Source organism: Pseudomonas sp. ARP3, from assembly GCF_001029595.1.
Taxonomy (GTDB): Bacteria; Pseudomonadota; Gammaproteobacteria; order Pseudomonadales; family Pseudomonadaceae; genus Aquipseudomonas; species Aquipseudomonas rhodesiae.
This window is the reverse complement of the sequence record NZ_LEKF01000020.1, coordinates 17,690-36,991: the sequence shown is the minus strand read 5'-3', so window position 1 is coordinate 36,991 and position 19,302 is coordinate 17,690. Positions and strand designations below refer to the sequence as shown.

The 19,302-nt window shown below is 56.6% G+C and carries 10 protein-coding genes; 4 read left to right on the top strand and 6 right to left on the bottom strand.

From position 1 onward, the window contains the following. Nucleotides 1-30: 30 nt before the first annotated feature. Nucleotides 31-3,435 carry a YncE family protein gene (locus tag ABX75_RS20785; protein WP_047882577.1) on the top strand — a complete coding sequence of 1,135 codons (3,405 nt, stop codon included), beginning with the start codon at nt 31-33 and terminating at the stop codon, nt 3,433-3,435. Nucleotides 3,436-3,572: 137 nt separating this feature from the next. After that, nucleotides 3,573-7,148, top strand: coding sequence for a YncE family protein (locus tag ABX75_RS20780; protein ID WP_158231138.1), 3,576 nt, complete (start codon nt 3,573-3,575; stop codon nt 7,146-7,148). Between the two features lie 111 nt (nt 7,149-7,259). On the opposite strand, the gene ABX75_RS20775 is transcribed toward ABX75_RS20780, so the two are convergent. The 4 genes from ABX75_RS20775 to ung form a co-directional block, all read right to left on the bottom strand. Next, a complete protein-coding gene (locus ABX75_RS20775; protein WP_082136183.1) occupies nt 7,260-9,443 on the bottom strand; it encodes an autotransporter outer membrane beta-barrel domain-containing protein in 2,184 nt (727 codons plus the stop codon). 377 nt (nt 9,444-9,820) lie between these two features. Continuing rightward, nucleotides 9,821-11,656, bottom strand: a complete 1,836-nt coding sequence (locus ABX75_RS20770) for a hypothetical protein (protein WP_144419311.1) — start codon at nt 11,654-11,656, stop codon at nt 9,821-9,823. Nucleotides 11,657-12,250: 594 nt separating this feature from the next. After that, the gene (locus tag ABX75_RS20765) at nt 12,251-14,215 is read right to left on the bottom strand and encodes a hypothetical protein (protein ID WP_047882574.1); all 1,965 of its coding nucleotides are present in this window, start codon (nt 14,213-14,215) and stop codon (nt 12,251-12,253) included. Between the two features lie 219 nt (nt 14,216-14,434). Next, entirely contained in the window at nt 14,435-15,127 is a 693-nt protein-coding gene (gene ung / locus ABX75_RS20760; RefSeq protein WP_034096376.1) for a uracil-DNA glycosylase, read from the bottom strand. A 137-nt stretch (nt 15,128-15,264) separates the two neighbouring features. On the opposite strand from ung, the gene ABX75_RS20755 reads away from it, so the two are divergent. Next, on the top strand, nt 15,265-16,377 hold the full coding sequence (locus ABX75_RS20755; RefSeq protein ID WP_034112382.1) for an enoyl-CoA hydratase/isomerase family protein: 1,113 nt from the start codon (nt 15,265-15,267) through the stop codon (nt 16,375-16,377). Nucleotides 16,378-16,381: 4 nt separating this feature from the next. On the opposite strand, the gene ABX75_RS20750 is transcribed toward ABX75_RS20755, so the two are convergent. Both ABX75_RS20750 and ABX75_RS20745 read right to left on the bottom strand, forming a co-directional pair. After that, on the bottom strand, nt 16,382-16,816 hold the full coding sequence (locus ABX75_RS20750) for a DUF3757 domain-containing protein (RefSeq protein WP_034096374.1): 435 nt from the start codon (nt 16,814-16,816) through the stop codon (nt 16,382-16,384). A 144-nt stretch (nt 16,817-16,960) separates the two neighbouring features. Continuing rightward, entirely contained in the window at nt 16,961-17,344 is a 384-nt protein-coding gene (locus tag ABX75_RS20745; protein WP_034137340.1) for a hypothetical protein, read from the bottom strand. 316 nt (nt 17,345-17,660) lie between these two features. On the opposite strand from ABX75_RS20745, the gene ABX75_RS20740 reads away from it, so the two are divergent. Continuing rightward, a complete protein-coding gene (locus ABX75_RS20740; RefSeq protein WP_034096372.1) occupies nt 17,661-19,283 on the top strand; it encodes a methyl-accepting chemotaxis protein in 1,623 nt (540 codons plus the stop codon). Nucleotides 19,284-19,302: the final 19 nt, after the last annotated feature.

Here is a 19,302-nt window from a genome sequence, read left to right as displayed (position 1 = left end):
TGATTCGAGCATCCGCACGAGGTGTCAAGCATGACTCCGGTTCCGACCGCGCGCCCTAGCGTTGGGCAACTAGCCCCCAACATTCCTGGCCTGACGACGCCAGTCGCGGGCTTCTCCGGTGGCGTGTACAAACTGTTGCTGGAGAACCATGGCAGCCCCGGCCTGATTTGCATCTTGCGCACCTACGCCGGTCAGGTAGAAGGCGATCTTATCCAACTGTTCTGCGGCGACTTGCTGGTACCGATCGATCACCATAACGTCAGCAAGGAGGAGGCGCGCGATGGGAAGTCGATCAGCCTGCACATATCCATGGCGCGACTGGATGAGGGCGCGGTAGGACCTGTGTTTTTTCGGGTGACGCACCCTGATCAGCGTGCAGAAGAAACCCAGCGCCTGACTCTCAAGATCGACACCGTAGCGCCAACCGGCAACGACCTTATTCAACAGCCGCCGTGGGTAAATGAACAACTGCCACGCCCTCAACCTGCACATTTTTTGATCGATTCAGCCGCAGCCCAACGCGGGGTCGCGGTGAGAATTCCCTTTTATCCCTCCGACCTCACCCGCCCTTCCACTACTCACCGAGCGGTTCGTGATCGCATTCGCCTGATTATCGGTGGGCAAATCATTGAGCATTCCGTGACCGAGAACGAAGCCAGCAGCACACTGCCGATTTCAATCATGGTTTATTACGGCACATGGCTGCAGATCGGCAGCGGCTACCAGACCTGCGCCTACGATGTCATCGATGAAGTAGGCAACCACGCGCCGGGCCGCTCGCCGACGCAACTGATTGAAGTGCGGCTTAATCCCAACGAACGCCTGCTGGACCCTGCCCACGTTGTCGAGGCACCTACAGGAACGCTGGATGCGGACGCCTTGCTAGGCAAAGACGCAACCCTCAGGTTCGCTGTTGCTGGCAAAGGCTGGGCATTGGGCGACGAAGCTCGACTGACCCTTCGAGGGCGCGCGCTGGACGGCGGCGACGTTGATAAAACCTACACCGTCAGTATCACGTCGACGACACCCACCTTCACCGACGTCCCGTGGCCCAATGCCGATGTACGCGCGCTTATCGGCGCCATGATCGAACTCAGTTATGAACGGGTCCGCGCAGGTCAGGCCAACGTGCCCTCTGAAAACGCCTTCGTCCGAGTCACGGGAACCCCCGAGCAAACCGCTCTCGCGGCGCCGCAAGTGCCGGCCGCCAGCGGCGGCGTCCTGCCCCCCTTGACCGATCCGGTATTAGTCACGATCACGAGCTACACAGGGCAAAAGCCGTTTGATTGCGTCACGTTGGTACTAGAGGGCGCTAACGTCTACGGCCACCGGTTTTATCGGGAGTATGTCGCAGTGGCGGGCGAGGACAGCATCGTATTCGAACTGCCCAACAGCGCTGACGGCGACATCCGCCAACTGGATAGCGGCGAACTGATGCTCTACTACTTCATCAACCATATCGGCCAACGGCCCCCCTCTGACATTTTGTCATTGCGCATTGGCGACCCCTTGGACGCACTGGCCCAGCCTGAAGTACTGCAAGCGCCTGCCCCCGGTTTCACCTTCGACCCCGACGTATCCCTGGGCAATGCCGATGTGAGAGTCCCGGCTAACGCTGCTTTCGTTGTAGACGCCACGGTAACTCTGTATTGCGAAGGCAGTGCAGTCGGCGGCAGCGCCCCACCCGATGCATTTCTCATCACCCCACCATGGGTCGGGCAGGAGTTGGCGGTTGTCATCCAACGACAGTTCATTCTCGCCAACCTCAACGGTTCGGCTCGCATTTATTATCGGGTAGAAAAACCGGGCCAGCGCACCCGCTACTCCAAGGCACTGGTGATCACCGTCGGCAGTCGCCTGCAATTGCCGGTGCCACTGGTGCTGGAGAGCACAGTCACGGGATTGAACAGCGCCAGGCTCAACCCGCAACACGTTCTGAACCCGCCGATATGCACACTGCGAGTAAGCTACACACCGATGCTGGCCAGCGACGATATTCAACCGAGTTTCGTTGGCACTCACGGGCAAGGAACGCCGAGCATTGCTCCGCGACCAGGCGACCCCGCGAAGGGCTATGTGGATTTCATCCTGAGCAACAAAGTGATCTCCGCCAATCTGGGCCGAAAAGCTGTGTTGTCCTACATCGTCACCCGCGCCGGTGCCGACACCGCCTCCCAGCTTTTAACCTTGACCATCGACCCTTTCCAGGAGCAGATGCTGGATCTGGTCACCGTGCCTCAGGCATCGAACGGCATCGTAAGAGCCAACATGCTTAATAGCGTGCTGATGCTTGCATGGCCGTTCATAAGCGTCGGGCAGGCGATATGGGTCGATCTCAAGGGCGCAGCCAATCTTGCCCTGCTTGATGGCGTACCACTGACCGCCGCGCAATTCAGCGCCGGGCGCGTGGAGGTCACGATACCCGCCGATTACCTGCGTTCGTTGCCTACTCAAAGCACCTTGACGATTGAAGTACGGGTATCGCTCAACGGCAGTGCCAACAAGACCTCGGCCATCCGCTTGCGTACCGCTCACTACAGGATCACCAATACCGTCGGCGTTTTTGCAACTATTGCGGTGGGTCGTGCGCCGAACGCCATAGTGCTGAGCCCGAACGGAGAATTGCTGTATGTCGCCTGCGCGTTTGGCGACACGTCTATCTGGATAATCGACACACTGCGCAACCGTGTCATTCACCACTTCGCAGTGCCAGGGACGCCCTTGCACATCGCGATCAATCCAACCGCTCCAAGATTGTACGTGACGGACAACAGCGTTGCGGTCAACACGCCTATTCGCATTTACAACACACAGGATTACACGCTGATCGATACCATCACCGGGTTTACAACGGTCGCAGGTATCACTCTTAACGCCAACGGTTCCCGCTTGTATGTGGCGGATACAGGCGCATCAGAGCTGGTGGTGATCAACACCACCAACCATCAACGCCTGTCCTCGATTCCAGTGCGCGAGCCGATTGACGTGGTCGTCAGCCCCGATAACAACCGCGCACATGTGGCTACATTTTTTGACTGGTCGATTCTCAATCTGCACACCAACACCCTGATCGATAGCGTCGACACCCCTTCGGCGCCCAGTGCAATTGCCCACAATCCCAGGGGGGCGGAGGTCTACATCGTCAGCCGGACAGGCGGCAGCGTCACGATCGGCAATACCGTGAATCACGGCATCCCCCAGCGACTGATAGGGTTATCCGGGCCCTTGCATATCGCCTTTGAACGCGGTCGCGACCGTGCCTACGTGTCGCAGACCGACGGCGACCTACTGGGCATTATCGACACGCGCTCGCGGCAGTTGATCGGCACATACGCCGGCTTCAACAAGCCACGCGCAGTGGTGGTGGCTCCAGACGGCTCCCATGGCTATGTGGCAAATATCGGCGGCGATTCTGTGTCCTTGGTGGTGTTATAGCGGACGAATGACCGTTGGTCGTGACTGTCATTTCTCACAGCTAGGCAGCTCGTTGTGCTCGGCGCTCAATGATTCTCGACGCGCCCTGCCTTGAGGGTGGGGTGTCCGCACCGACCAACCCCAAGAGGCTGACGATCATGACCTTGGATCAGAATGCTGAGACCCGCTCAGACGGTACTAACCTACCTGCAATCATCTCCCATTGCGTCCCCAAGCCACCTAGCGGGCTTTTACCCCGTAGATTGTTTCCCGGCGAACTCAAACCGTTCAGCGACTTGGTGATTATCTTTCCCACTGAAACAAAACCCGTTGCCGGTCACGATGCCGCGCTCAACAAAGCGGCGTTGGTGCTCCACACGAAGGGGGTTATCTGTCTGCTTCCGGGGTACCTGGAAAGGGAGGCGGATGACTTTATCTGGCTGGAGATCAATGGCGTACGGGGACCTATTCACACCGTTAGCCAAGAAGAAATAGATAACGACCAGATCACTGTCCTGTTCATGGACAGCGGTCGTTTTATCGACCAAGCGAACAACACCGTGCAAGCCTTTGTTAAGCGCACGGGCGGCGCTGTCGAAAGCAGCAAAGTGTTCAATTTTCTCGCAGACCGTGAGCCCCCTGTGGGCAGGGACCCGATCCCCAGTACGCCTTACAACGACAACATGAGCCCTGTCACGTTTGAGGATCCCCAAATCGAAAACTTTGGGTTCGTTACCGATGAGCAGATAGGCCTCGGCGTGTCGATGCTGATCGCCAATTACCCTTTGAATACCAACGAATCTCCCGTCCATAGCCGTAAAGAGAACGATGTCATTCACGTCAGTATCGGCGGCGTAATTATCAAGCACACCGTCACGTCTTTCGAGGCTTCCGGCAATGAGCCAATACGGATCGTGGCTTACCATGGGACCTGGAGCCAACTGCCCAATGGCGTGCATCTGGTCCAGTGGTACGTCGTCGATAAGGCAGGCAATCACTCCCCCGGCTTCTCACCGTCCAGATTGATCGAACTTCGGGCCGGGAACGGTGTGGAACCGCTGCTGCCAATGGTGCATGTCCTTGAATCGCACTACGACCCGGAAATCGATAAGGACGTCATCAATGTGCCGGATCTCATAGGTGACGCGACCATCGAAGTGCCGATACGCTTCAACGGCTACAACATCAACGATGTGGTCGTCCTGACCGTCTATGGGCTTGTTCATGCCATATCCAGCTCAATCGTGCTGCGCTATACGGTAACGAATACCAACCTGATCAGGGCATATATCCCCCTGCCCCTTTCTTTCCTCTTACCCCTGGTCGATGGTCTGATTCTGATCACCTACAAACGGATTCGCCCAGGCACACCCGACCGTAACTCCTCAGCCGCGCTTTACTACATTTTCGGCAACCCCACCGGTACACAGTTGCCGCCTCCAGAGGTGCAGGGTCTGATCAACGGAGTGTTGCCCGAAAATACCGACCCGGTGCATATCGTAGTCCCGCACTACATGGGGCAAAACTCGCAAGATAGGGTTGAGCTGGTGGTGGTGGGGTTTCCAGCCAGTGGTGCCCCTACTTATGCGACCTACACGGACGTCGCCGGCACGGGCGATATTGATTTCATCTTGGATGGCGCGTTCTTCTTCGCCCTCTACGGAGGCTATTTCAAGGCTCATTACATCATTAACGGCGGTATTCCAAGGCCACCGTCAGACGTAGCGATCATCTACGTTGGCAAGACTCAAAATAAACTGCCGGCGCCTACGACACTGCAGGCAGTACCACCCGACTTTAGATTCAACCCTTTGATCCACAAAGGTAATTTGAACGTCAGGGTACAACCGCATCCGTCTATCGTCGCGGGCACGGAGATCAGAGTCATATTCATCGGTTCGAAACCGGGTGGTAGTTACACGAGCCCATGGTTCCGAATAGACGAAAACTGGGAGGATGCCGAAATCCCCTTCACCATTGGTCGCACCGTTGTACTGAACAACGAGGGCGGCACGGCGCATTTGTATTACGAACTCAAACCAGTAATGCCAGGGCCCACTCAGTTTTCCCTGGAACTGATCATTGCGATTGGCGGACCGCGTATCTTACCGTTACCCAGTGTGGTGCAAGCCACGTACATCTCGGAAACCCGGGTTGAACTCAACCCTGTGCATGTGATTGCACCCAACCCACCTTCCTTGGAAGTCCGCGTGACGTCGAACACCTTTCCGAACGACGCAGACATTAAAATCATTATCACCGGTAAACCGGGGGTCGGTACTCCAGACATCCCCGCACGGCCCTCCATACCCGAACCGGGTGAAACCTACACGCGCTTCAACTTATCGAGCGACTTTGTCGCGGCTTACTTGGGTGGTGAGTTCAACGTGTCGTACCAACTGATGGAAGCCTCTGGGACGACTAGTTCGCCGAATCTTACCGTGGAGGTTTTAGCGCTACCGGACTCGTTACTTGATTTGGTCACTATTCCCGAAACAGTAGGCGGGGCAATCAACCCCAGTGTTGCCAACCATGTGCGAATTAACCGGTGGCCGTTTTTCCGGGCCTCGCAATTGCTGTGGATTGATATATTGAGTTCCACCGACCTTGCGCTTCGCGTTTCAATGCCCGTCACATCCGCTGAATTCACGGCCGGACGTACCCTCGATCTGATCCCTGCCAGCTACCTCAGGTCACTGCCCGATAACAGCACAGTGACGATTCAGGCGCGGGTATCGCTCGATGGCAGCGGGAACGAATCGACGGCTCAGCACTTTAGCCGGTCACCGGTGTACAGGATCAAAAAAGCATCGGGGGTCGTGGAAGGCGAGATTCAAGTAGGGCATACCCCTAGTCACCTTGCTCTGTCCAAGGACGACTCGAGACTCTATGTGACCAATGTGGGTGACAGAACGATTTCAGTGATCGACACCGACAAGGGGGAAGTGATTCGTACGCTCCAAGTGACTGGAACGGGGGCGCTTTCGGGTATAGCGGTTAGCCCGAATGGCCGGAATCTGTACGTCAGCTTACTGAGTACCTCGACGCTGGTTATTGAAACCACGCATTTTCAGACAATAGCGACGATCTCGTCTGCTGGTTTCCCATACAACTCAGCTCTACGCTTAAACCCAACAGGATCCCGCCTTTACAGTGGAAACGAATATTATGGAGGTCTCCAAGAAATAGACACTTCGACTAACAAGTATGTGAGATGGCTTAATGGCGGCAGTTACTATACACAAGCAATTGCCTTCAATCATTCAGGCACTCGAATTTATACAAATGGCTATCATATAAGAACATTCGATCAGGCTTCAGGCACCATAATAGGCTCATTTACTGTTCCTCGTGGCTCAGGAAGAAACTTTGGATTAGCCTATAGCCCCACTGCCGACGTTATTTACGCAACCAACGCCGGTTCGTATGCGACGGATGGGTATTTGATGATGTTGTCCGCTGCGACCGTCCCCGTGACACTTATCAAGAGAATTGACAACCTCGGCTATCCTTGGGGCATTGCATTTGCGCCAGACGGCACAAAAGCCTACATGTGTTTACATGGAGAAAACTCGATAAAAATCATCGATACGTCCACCCAATCCATCACTGGAGAAATCAATACCAGTAGCTACCCACTGGACCGACCTAAAGAGATTGTTATTACCTCTGATGGCAGCCGTGCTTATGTGGCCAACTCTGGAAATGCCAATATCATCGTGGTCAGCCTGTAAGTGTTATATCCCACGCTGTTAACTTAATTGTTAAAAAAAACCCGCCTCTTTCGAGGCGGGTTTTTTATTGTGCCGGCAAACTGCATGACATCCGGCGTTGGTTTTACCTGCTCAGAAATCGTAACGCAGGCCCACATTCACACCATAAGGCTGCTTGATGTTCTTGCCGGTGCTGTGCTCCAGATCCGCATGCAACTTCAGGTTCTGCGACACGGACATCGCGACACCCGCACCTACCTTGAAACGCGAACCCGACAGGTCATTGTTGAACGCGTTATTGTTAACGGACACCTGGTTGCTCTGATCGAACTCATGGGCTATCGCCGCCTTCAGGTACGGCTGCAACACGCTGCCGCTTTCCAGTTGGATCGTCCGTCCGACGGTGGTGCCCAGCTCACCGATCACTGTGCTCGACCGGTCACCCTTGGCATCCAGGCCGTTGTCCAGCGTATAACTCTGGGCCTGGGTAATCACCGCATCCAGCTTGCCGTAAGGCTCGACGAAGTAATCGTCAGCCAGCTTGATGTGCCGACCCACTTCCGCCGAAGCGCCCACTGCGTTCTGCGTGTAGTTGCCCTTGGCTTTCTTGCCGTCGCTCATGGCCACGTTCGACTCGTTGTGCAAGCGGTTGAACTTGAGCACACCGTCGAAGTAGAAACCACTTTCGGCATCCAGCCAGGTGGCGTAACCGCCCACGTAGTAGCTGTTAATCGTGGCGCTGCTGCCACGGTTCAGATCCAGGTTCGAGTTACTGTGACCGACCATCCCACCGATAATCCACTGGCCGTCGCCCGCTTCGACAGGCGCGTCTACACCGATGGAGAAACCGCGTTGCGACTGGTTGTACCCCAGGCCAGTCTTGTCGTTGGACACCTCATACCGATTGCCATAAGCGCGCGTCCACAGCCCCGCAGATTGGCCTTGGCTGAAACGCAACTCACCCATACGGGTACGCAGCGTAGTCGTCTCACCCAACAGCACGCTCGGTGCAGCGTTGAACAACGCCAATACGGAGTTGGTGCTTGGGCTGATCACTTTGCTCTCCGGGTCGAGCAGCCAATCCTTGCCTTCGTTTTCGTTGATCAGGCTGTAGGAATAAGTACCGACATCCACACGATCACCGAGCAAACTGAACTGGGCACCGCCGTCCGCCGTGTGAACCACGTGCAAACGATCAGCGCTAAGCGGGTCGGCACCGCTGCTGGCGATCAGCAGTTTGTGCTCACCCGAGGAAGTGCCCGTAACGTTGAGGAAATCGCCAGTCAACGTGGAGAAATCCGCAGTCATATGGAACGTGCCGTTGCCCGACAGGTTAGCGACGTCCAATTGGTAGAACGTGCCGGACTCACCGAACTTGACGTTGCCGCCGCTCAGGGAGAGGTCGCCTACCTGCTGGTGATCGACCATCACCCAGGTGGCATCGCTGTTGATTGCCAGCTTGTCGACGTTCTCCAGGCGGCCGGTCAGGATCGAGCCGTTGTCGAGACCGACGCTGGCGGTGCCGCCGCTGTTGATCACATCGCCGTGCATGGTGGCGCTGTCCAGGTTCAGGTCCAGCGCGCTGCCGGTGCCAACTTGAACGTTGCCGGCCAGGGCGCTGCTGTTGACGCGCATGTTGGCCGAACCGCCATTCGTCAATTCCAGCATGTTGCCATTACCACCCTGCAGGGTGGAGCCGTTATTGACATCGATCTCGACCACGCCAGGAGACTTCACCACAATAGCCGCGCCGCTCTCGCCAACCACAGCCGTCTGGTTGAACGTAAAGGACGCCGGGTTCGGTGCAGTCGGGTGCCGATAGACTTCAATACCATTGGTGGCGCCAGTGATGCGGCTCTGATTCGCGTTCAAGTTCCCATCAACGGCCAACAGGCCTTGCTCGCCGCCTATGACCTCACTGTTATTCAAAGTCAGTACGCTGGCGCCATTCAAGATAACGCCTTGGGTGGCGCCCTCGATCAGGGTATTGAAAACATCGGCCGTCGACCCCTGGGCACCTTGGCTCCCCACGATCAATCCGATAGAACGGTCACTGGAAATATGCGCATCACGGATGCTCGCATAACTGTCATAAAGTGAAACGCCCACTTCATTGCCGGCCTGTACCCGACCGCCATTCATTTCGAAGGTCGATTCGTTGGCAAGGACACTGACGATCGTGGCGCCATTGGAAATAAGTTTTGCATCACCGCTCAACTTATAGCGGTCTAACGGAGAACTGGCATCAATGGTCAGTTCATGGCCTGGAAAGACTTCCAGAGCAAGCGCTTTTGTGGCGGCGAGCGACAATGGCATCAATGCCAAAAACTTGATAGCAGTAGCGAGTCGAGTTGGAGTAAAAAATTTAATATGAGTCACGGAGAATTAACCTCTAGTCGGGTGACTGAACAAGCCAAGCGATTAAAGGCTTATCGCCCTGGGCTTTCAGTGGGGGCCTAGAGTACGGAGCCGAAGAGGAACTTCATGTAAGGCAAGTCTAAGGTCGCGTAGGATTATTCTTAATCTCGCTCTAGCTAAGCGCGCGCGATCAATACTTCAATTTCATCTCACGAAACCACGCTATCAGCCGCGTCCACACAAATGGGCAATTTCGTGCGTGGATCACACGCGAAGAACCGCTACCTAAAGGCTTTCGCCGCCAGGTAGCGGACAAGGCTCCTCAACGCGTTACATCAGTTACCACAGATGGTATTACCTGTCTGACGCCGAGTCATCAGCACAAAGGTGACGGGTGAATCGCCTTCAGTTACGCCATCCGCTTTTAGTACGTGATAGTAAGCTTCAATACGCCCGCTCACGACAGGCTGGATATAGACCGGGAACGGTACTGTAAAACGCTCGCCAGGATGGCCCGGATCAGTGTGGTCGTGGCTAACCGTCACGGGAGGGAAAGGCAGATCCACCGTTTTCTCGGCGGAGTAGAAATCATCCGGACCATAAACAACCCAATGAAGCGTTATCTGATCGCCCGCCTGCAAGTTCGCAGGGTCTCTGATTACGGTTTTGATCCCACCAACAATGTCCTGGTCGCAGGTAAGCGCAAACAAATCGTCGAAGGCCAGCGCGTCCGGGTACTCGATGCCATTCAGGTTATCTACGGCAAACGCGCGGACATGCACAAGGGTTTCCACTGAATCGACGAAGTTATCGTTCACCCCGTTATTGAGTGTGTACCAAGTGGGAATGTCTCCGTTGCCTGCCTGCTTGATCACCTCCGCAGGCACCGTAAGCATGAACTCGGGATTAGTCTCATCTGCCACAGTGACTAGGTAAGGCGGGTCGAAACAAGGGATGCCTTTCCACCACAGCTGAATAAGGTGCCCCGCCGTAGCCCCTGTATAGCGCGCAAACCGGGCGGTAGCGTCGCCGAAGTCGCCAGGGCCGATTTCATTGGTCAGGCCCCCGGATGAAGTCACTGTCACTGGACCCAGCTCGGGATTAACAGGACCCGGGTCTTCAGGCCGCCCGCCCGCCGAGGTCAAGTCCACATCCACCGTGATGGTTCCCGAAGGGCCGACAATTAATCCGCCGCTATGAATGTTGTAGAACACGTCTGCCACGTAGGGTGCGGTGAGACCTCCATCCCTAAGGTCCTCCCAAGGAATTTTTACCTTAAGCGGCCAGCTCAGATCTACAGTACCCACGATCAAAAAACTGTTGAATTCGATAAAAACCTGGTCTCCAGCCTGCGCATTGTCGTATTTGCGGATCCAGATCTCAGCACGATTCAATTGAGCGTCGGTCAGGTCGAGCGGTGCTGCAGGGCACTCTGGGTCTCGCAGGTTAGCGGGGAGGGCGCGCGTCACCAATGTGAACTCTCGCATAGCGCTCGGGTAGCTGGTTTGGTTACCGGCACGATCGGTGTAAACAAAGTTGATCTGTTTTAGCCCCCCCCCATCCGCAGCAAGCTGAGCGGTGGTCAGACTGACCTGTATCGGCGCAGTGGTACGCGGTAGATTTTCCAAAGTCAGTATGGGCGTATCACTGGGAAACTTTGTGAAGATCTCCAGTTTGTCGCCAACTTGTGGGTCCAAGCGACGCGGTACCTGGAAAGTCAGGCTACCGCCGTTATCGTCCACATCCTGTAACGTCACATAGTGGCCCACCCAACCCGGTAACGTCACCGCGCCTGGCCTAAGACCGGCATTAGCGTCTCGGCGGTCAATGGTCACTGAGGTAGGAAGAGCAGGGCCATCCGTCGTACCGCTGGAGGTAAATACTTCATAGCGTAGGCTTTTCAGCCCGTGTTCGCCGATCTTGTCTTCCGGTATCGAGAAGCGGTAGGGCCAGGTGTGCGCAGACAACGGCTTACTGAAAGGAATTCGAGAGCCATAAAGGACATTATTAATACGAATTTCCAATTCGTCGTCGCCAACAGGCAGGATTTCGTTCCACCTTGCGATTTCACATATAACGCCTTCAGCGTACAACTCCGCGATGTCCATTAGATTCGTTTGCCCGTCCGCCACGTCGGGCAATGCATTCACCACATGTAGCGCATCCAGCACCCGCGGTCCGCGAGGGGTTCGAGCCCATGGCGGCCGCACCAACAACGGAGAGTTCGGTGCTATCGTCAGTTTTTTTTTGCTCGTGGAGGTTGATCCAAGCGCTCGGGAGTTATTGGGTTTTGTCATGGCTGCTTACTCTCACATGGAATAGAGAATGGCTCGCTTCCAGACATCTAACTGGACCGAGTGACGAGTCTATTTAACCCCCCCTGTGCCAGGCGCGCACCTGTCAACCTTGACAGGTAAAGATGCGGAAACTGGGGGTATTCCTATAGGACTCACACGCTGGAAACGTGGCGTATTAGGCCCATGACAGGCGTTGGGCCGGCAGCACACTGTCAGCGGTAAACGCCGCTTGCGCGGTGCCACCATGCCGGCCAGTTCAAGCTGCTGCTCCCCCGAAGAGTGATCGAGCAAGGTATCCAACGACTAGAGTAAATCGGGTGCAAGCAATGTCGTGGGTCAGTTCCAGTGCTCGCGCAAGACGCAAAAAATCCGATGCCAGTACAGGCATCGGATTTCGATTTCTTGCGCCCAGGGTCAAGCGAGAGGGTTTGATTGATCGGCATCAGGCGTGAGCGCTTTTTTCAGTTTTCACTCACTCTGAATAGGCCCGAGGCAAGTGCCACCACCTGGCCTTTTCAGATCAATGTAAATGAGCTTCTTGGCCGACAGACCCGTTGGCCCGGACGCTTTGAATAACCGATAGAAGACAACACCCGAACCCCAATCCGCGACCAGCCCAGGAAGGGTAAACAGCGGATTGAAGGGTTGTATCTGTACCTCAACCTGCTGAAGATCTCTGTGAGCATCAGACAACTCAACATGGAACGTAACACTCGTACCTGGGAAAGGATCTCCGCTACCATCTTTTGTGCGGTGGCTACTCCAATACACTTCAAGCCGGTCACCGACCTCAAAGTGGGTAGCATCCCACGGTATACCTATGAACACGCCTGTCCAGGGTTCCGGATGGGTATCACAAGCAACGAAATTGCGGTCGCTGTCATTCAGCAATACAGGCCTCACCAGGCCCTTGAGTGTATCAAGCTCCACTCGCACCAATTTGTCAGGACTGCGCTGGCGATTGACAGCGTTATCCGTCCAGTAATACACCGGTACTTGTCCTGACGCTGCTCGCATGATCAAAAGCCAAGGCACCCAAAAAACCACGGTTTGACCGGGAAGGTCACCGGGCTGAATCTCATATTCGTCCGCCAGCGCAGCCTCTCCGCCCCAGAACAGTTCCAACTTTTGCCCAGGTATTACGTCACCGTTCCATAGTCTCACCTCGACGCGAACAGGACCCGGGGCGTCCGCCTGGGTGACAACATCATCCCCTGTAACTCCTTTTACGACGACCAAAGGCAATTGGGTATTGATCGGATCAGGTCCTTGCGGGTCTGGTCCGGCCACACTGAAGTCCAGAATGTAAAAGCTATCAGGCGATGGCTTCGACGCGCTGCCGCGTTGAAACAGATAACGCACCCGCACGGGAATCGCCTGCTCAAACCCCTCGGCTGAAAGGATCTCCCACTTCACAGGTACACGGATGGGCCAAGCGTGGGCCACCCCAATTGTCACGACGGCAAGCGTATGGGTATTCCACCAAATGACGAGTGTGTCGTTCGGCTGCGCCCCGAAAATCTGTTCGATTTCGACAATAACGCCTGTACGAGCATCGTCCAGGTTTATAAGGCCGTCGTCTTCACCCAGGGGCACTTCAGCACGGGGAAGATCCGGCAACATTATGGTGCTGACTTCAATTTCGGTGGGCGCGGAGAACGGGCCGATATTACCTGCACGGTCGATCAGCCGATAAGAGGCGGACCTGAGGCCTGGCCCACTCTTACGAATAAAGTCTTCAGGGAAATGGATCAGAATCGGCGCACCCGCCACATGATTTGGCCCGATGATCAGCTTACCCACAAAATTGACGTTGGCTACCGCTCCCCAAAAGAACTCGACCTCATCTTCAAGGCGAATATCCGTCCAACGCTCGACTTCTGCCCCTATACCGTTGTTTGCCACCAGTTCATCGTCGGTGACAATGCCATCTGCCACTTCAGGGCCAAAAATCAACTCCGGACCTGGATTATTATTATTGGGTTCAGTCTTGTCGACGTTGATCATTGTGATAAACGAGGAAGTCGTCGTTAGCAACGGCGCACTCACCTGATATCTGAGCTGGCGTATACCGCCAGTACTTAACACGCTTGCCGGCAAGTACTCAACCAAAGGAAACACAGCATTGGGATCGTAAGGCCCCACGATTTCACGGCGATGAACTTCAAGGTTCTGCCAAAAATATACAACCGTTGTAGTCATGGCGACGTGAGAATAGTGGACTGGCCATACGTCTTCGATCGTCACCGCCAACGGTTGATTCTGGAGGTCCGAGTGAATCGTCCAAGCCGCCTCGTCCGGCAGTAATGGCAACGCTTCAGGCACTGTTGGCATCTGGAGGGTCTTGGCGGAACCCGAGCGCTTGCGCCCGGACACGTCGACATTTTTTGAGCCCATCGCCTCCGCATTTGAAGAAACTTTAGAATTAGACATTTCTACTCTCCTCAAGCATTGAACCAATGATTGACCACTGACAAGCGTGCTGGCATGTACCAGACCGACGAGGCCAGGGAGATTATTTAATGCTGATACAAGAAGGTCGGATACTGTCAGGAATAACAGGTACCCCTTGATGCATACACATCAAGAGGCCGCAGGTCATCACGCAAGCATCGAGTTACGTGAGGCGCATGGTTAAGCCGGGCGGCGTACTCAGACAGGCGGCAACCGCCACTCAATTGGGGTTTCGCCGTTCTGCTCAAGGAACTTGTTAGCGCGACTGAAATGCCCACAACCGATAAACCCGCGATACGCCGACAGCGGCGACGGATGCACCGATGTCAGCACCAGATGCTTGGTGGCATCGATCAGCTTCTGCTTGCTCTGGGCGTGGGCGCCCCACAGCAGAAACACCAAGTGCGGCTGATGCTCGCTGACCACTTCGATAATCCGGTCGGTAAAGAACTGCCAACCCTTGCCGGCATGGGCGTTGGCGTTGGCGCGCTCCACCGTCATGGTGGTATTGAGCATCAGCACGCCCTGCTCGGCCCAGCTCTGTAGGTAGCCGTGGTTGGGAATGTCGATGTTCAGGTCGCGCTTGAGTTCTTTATAGATATTGACCAGCGACGGCGGCGCCGGCACTCCCGGCTGCACCGAGAAGCACAGGCCATGGGCCTGGCCGGGGCCGTGGTAAGGGTCTTGGCCAAGAATTACCACTTTTACTTTGTCCAGCGGCGTGGAGTTGAGGGCGTTGAAAATCAGCGGGCCAGGCGGGTAGATCTGTTTACCGGCGGCATGCTCCTGGCGCAGGAATTCGCGCAGCTGGGCCATGTAGGGCTTGTCGAACTCATCGCGTAGGGCATGTTTCCAACTGGGTTCGAGTTTGATGCGGTCGCCGTCGGTCATCGTTGAAGTGTCTTGTAAAAAAAGAATGAGGCGAACCGTAGGAAAGCCGCCCCCGCTTGTCAATTGATCTGACACACCACCGGCACTTTCCCACCAAAGGATCATACTGATTTTTCACTTTCTCGATTGAGGTCACGATGAATCTGCACTTCGAAGAACTCACCGGCAGCGGCGGTGCCCGTATCGGCATCGCCAGCCTGGACGCTGAAAAGTCGCTCAACGCCCTCTCCCTGCCGATGATCCTGGCCCTCGGCGACCGCCTGGAGGCCTGGGCCAAAGACCCGCAAATCGTCTGCGTGTTGCTGCGCGGCAATGGCGCCAAGGCGTTCTGTGCCGGTGGCGAGGTACGCAGCCTGGCCCAGGCGTGCCTTGAGCACCCGGGCGAAGTACCCGCCCTGGGCGCGCAGTTTTTTGCCGCCGAATATCGACTCGATTACCGTTTGCACACCTACCCCAAACCGCTGATCTGCTGGGGTCACGGTTATGTGCTGGGCGGCGGCATGGGCCTGCTGCAAAGCGCGGCGGTGCGCATCGTCACGCCCAGCAGCCGGCTGGCCATGCCGGAAATCAGCATCGGCCTGTACCCGGACGTGGGGGCCAGTTGGTTCCTGTCGCGCCTGCCGGGCAAACTCGGTTTGTTTCTGGGCCTGACCGGAGCGCATATCAATGGGCGTGACGCACTGGACCTGGGGCTGGCCGACCGTTTCCTACGGGACGACCAGCAAGACCAGCTGCTCCAGGGCCTATTGCAATTGAATTGGCAGGAACAGACCGCGATGCAGCTCAACAGCCTGCTCAAGGCCCTGGCCCAGGAGGCGCACGACCAGCAACCCGACGCGCAATGGCTGCCGCGGCGCGCGCAGATCGACGCTTGGCTGGACGTGGGCGATGTGCGCTGTGCGTGGCGGGCCTTGAGTGCTTTGCGCGAGCATGCCGACCCGCTGTTCAACCGCGCGGGCAAAACATTGAGTGAAGGTTGCCCGCTGACGGCGCACTTGGTGTGGGAGCAGATCCAGCGCGCGCGGCATTTGTCCCTGGCCCAGGTGTTCCAAATGGAATACACCCTCAGCCTCAATTGCTGCCGTCACCCGGAATTCGCCGAAGGCGTGCGTGCGCGGTTGATCGACAAGGATCAGACGCCTCATTGGCACTGGCCGGACATCAATGCGATCCCGGACGCCGTGGTGCAGGCGCACTTCAACAAAGCGTGGGAGGGTAGGCACCCTCTGGCAGACCTTTCCGACTTTTGACAGCTCAGTGCTTGGAACGGTCGATGGTGAAAGAGCAATTATCGGGCTGGCTGTCATCGCAGATATAGATGTCCTGGCCGAAGGGATCCTTGGCCAGGCGCCAATGCAGGCTGCTGGTCAGCGACACGCTGTCGACCTCCTCCGAGCCGCCATAGCGCAGCGCAATTACTTGATCGCCGTTGGTTCGGTAGATGCACTTCTCAACGTAGCCGTTTTCCCGCGCCTGCCCCTGGGTAGGAATGAACAATGCGCCCACGAACCCGCTGACGAAATCCAGTTGGGTAACCTTAGGCCCCTGCCACAAAAGCTGCCCATCGCGCGCCTGGAAACGCCCCTCTTTTAATTGAACGGAGGACGCGTACGGACACCCCTGCTTCGCGCTGGCGTGCATAACGCCGCAGATCATCACCACAAGCAGGCAGATTGTTCGCTTAACCACTGGACGCTCCATGCCTGACCGGCACTCTGATCCCTGTGAGTGAAATACATCTGGAGCGCGAAGGATACCTGTCAAATATGACAGTTCCGACAAACGGCAGACGAAAAAAAGCGGCGCTAGATGCGCCGCTCGATAGTGGGAAACTTACCAATGACCGCCGCGTCCGCCACCACGGTCGCCACGGTCGCCTCGACGGTCATGCCCACCGCGATCCCCCCAGCCCTGATTGGGATAAGGCCGGTAGCCGGCGCGCGGCCCGGACGGGTAGTAACGCGGCGCCGAGTAATAGCGCGGGGCCGGCTGGTAGTAGCGCGGCGCAGAGTAATAACGCGGTGCCGGTGCGTAGTAACGGGGCGCAGGGTAGTAATCACGCCGGTATTGATACACCGAGCCACCCCCGTAGTAGTACGTCGGCGCTGGTGAGGTATAGACCTCGGAACGGTAGTAGCTCTGGCCTCCCTCGTAATAGGGCACGCAAGCGGAAAGGGTCAGACCGAGTAAAGCGCTGAGCAGCATTCGTCGATACATGGCGGCCTCCTGGACCGCGAAAGAGCACCTTCAGCGACGCTGAAGGGCGGCATTCAGCTTTCACTGAATGACGAAATATCTGACATCAAAAACGGAATCTGGTGCGTTCCTGTAACAACTTGATACACCTAGGCCGCCTCTGATAAATGCCTATGGACGCTGCACTTCCGCAGAACGAATCCAAACTTGAGCTTTAACGTTTCAGTTAATTTTTGGATGTTGAAACTCTTCGCTTTACCATGATGTCACTATGATGTCGCGTGCAGCCAGGGAGGCTCTAGCGTGCATACTTCGCTAACGTCCCCGGATTCGAACCATGAAAATTTCAACCAAGCTGCTGCTTTCGTTTTTACTGTGTGCGCTGGTCACCCTCGGGGTTGGCTTGCTGGGTATCAAGGGCGTGGTCAGGCTGTCCACGGCATTGGAACTCACGTTTTCCAACAACCTTGTATCTGTGAGCACCACGGCCGCCACCCTCAATGGGATCGTCGCGCACAACCGAGGCTTGTACCGCCTGATGGACGCCAGCCAAGGCGATGTGTCCCAGCAAGACCGCGACCGCGTACGCCAAGACATCGCCAACGAACTCAAGCGCAGCCAGGATGCCTACGCCACCTACCGCGCAACGCCACTGGCAGATGACGAACGGGCAGCGGGTGACAAACTGGATAAAGTGCTGCCGAGCTATATCAGCAGTGCCGAACGCATTACAGCGATGCTCGACAGCGGCAAGATCGATCAGGCTCGGGCTGAACTCAACACCACCAACAACGAACTGTTCCGCCAGGCCCGCGAGTTGATCCGCGTGATCATCGAGTCCAACAACCGCCAGATCAAAGAAGGCGCCATCGCCGCCGACGAGCTGCGCAACAGCGCCTTGACGTGGATGATCAGTGGCATCGTACTGGCGTTCATCATCGCCATCACCGTGGGCGTGCTGATCACCCGTCTGATCACCCGCCCCATTGCCCAAGCGGTGCAGAGCGCCCAACGCATTGCCAGCGGTGACCTGACCCACGCCATCCTCACCGAACGTACCGACGAAGCCGGGCAACTGTTGATGGCACTGTCGGACATGCAGGGCGGCCTGAAAAGCACCCTGATGGAAATCGCCAATGCTTCGGATCAACTGGCCTCGGCCGCCGAAGAACTGAGTGCGGTCACCGATGAAAGCACCCGTGGCCTGACCCGTCAGAATGACGAAATCCAACAGGCCGCCACTGCCGTCAACCAGATGACCGCCGCGGTGGACGAAGTGGCCGGCAATGCCGTGTCCACCTCCGAAGCCTCGCGCCAGGCCACCGCCGAAGCCGAAGACGGCCGCCAGCAGGTGGAGCAGGCGGTATCCGGCATGTCGTCGATGGTGGTGGAGATCAACGATTCGACGCAATCGGTCGTCGACCTGGCCAACCAGGTACGCGAGATCGGCAAGGTGATCGACGTGATCCGTAGCATCGCCGACCAGACCAACCTGCTGGCACTCAATGCTGCCATCGAGGCGGCGCGGGCCGGTGAGCAGGGTCGCGGCTTTGCGGTGGTTGCCGATGAGGTGCGGGCATTGGCCCATCGCACCCAGACCTCCACGGTTGACATCGAAAAAATGATCGGCGAAGTGCAGGTGGGCGCCGACGGCGCGGTGGCGGCAATGAACAAGAGCCTGACCTGGGCCAACAATACCCAGACCCTGGCGCAAAGTGCCGGTCAAGCGCTGCAACGCATTACCGCCAGCGTGGCCAAGATCAACGAACGCAACCTGGTCATCGCGTCCGCATCGGAAGAACAGGCCCAGGTGGCCCGTGAAGTGGATCGCAACCTGCTTAACATTCAGGACCTGTCCACTCAGACAGCCGCCGGTGCGCACCAGACCAACGCCTCCAGCCAGGACCTGTCGCGCTTGGCTACCTCGTTCAATGTGCTGGTCAGCAAGTTCCAGCTCTGAGTAGCCGAGGCAAGGTCGG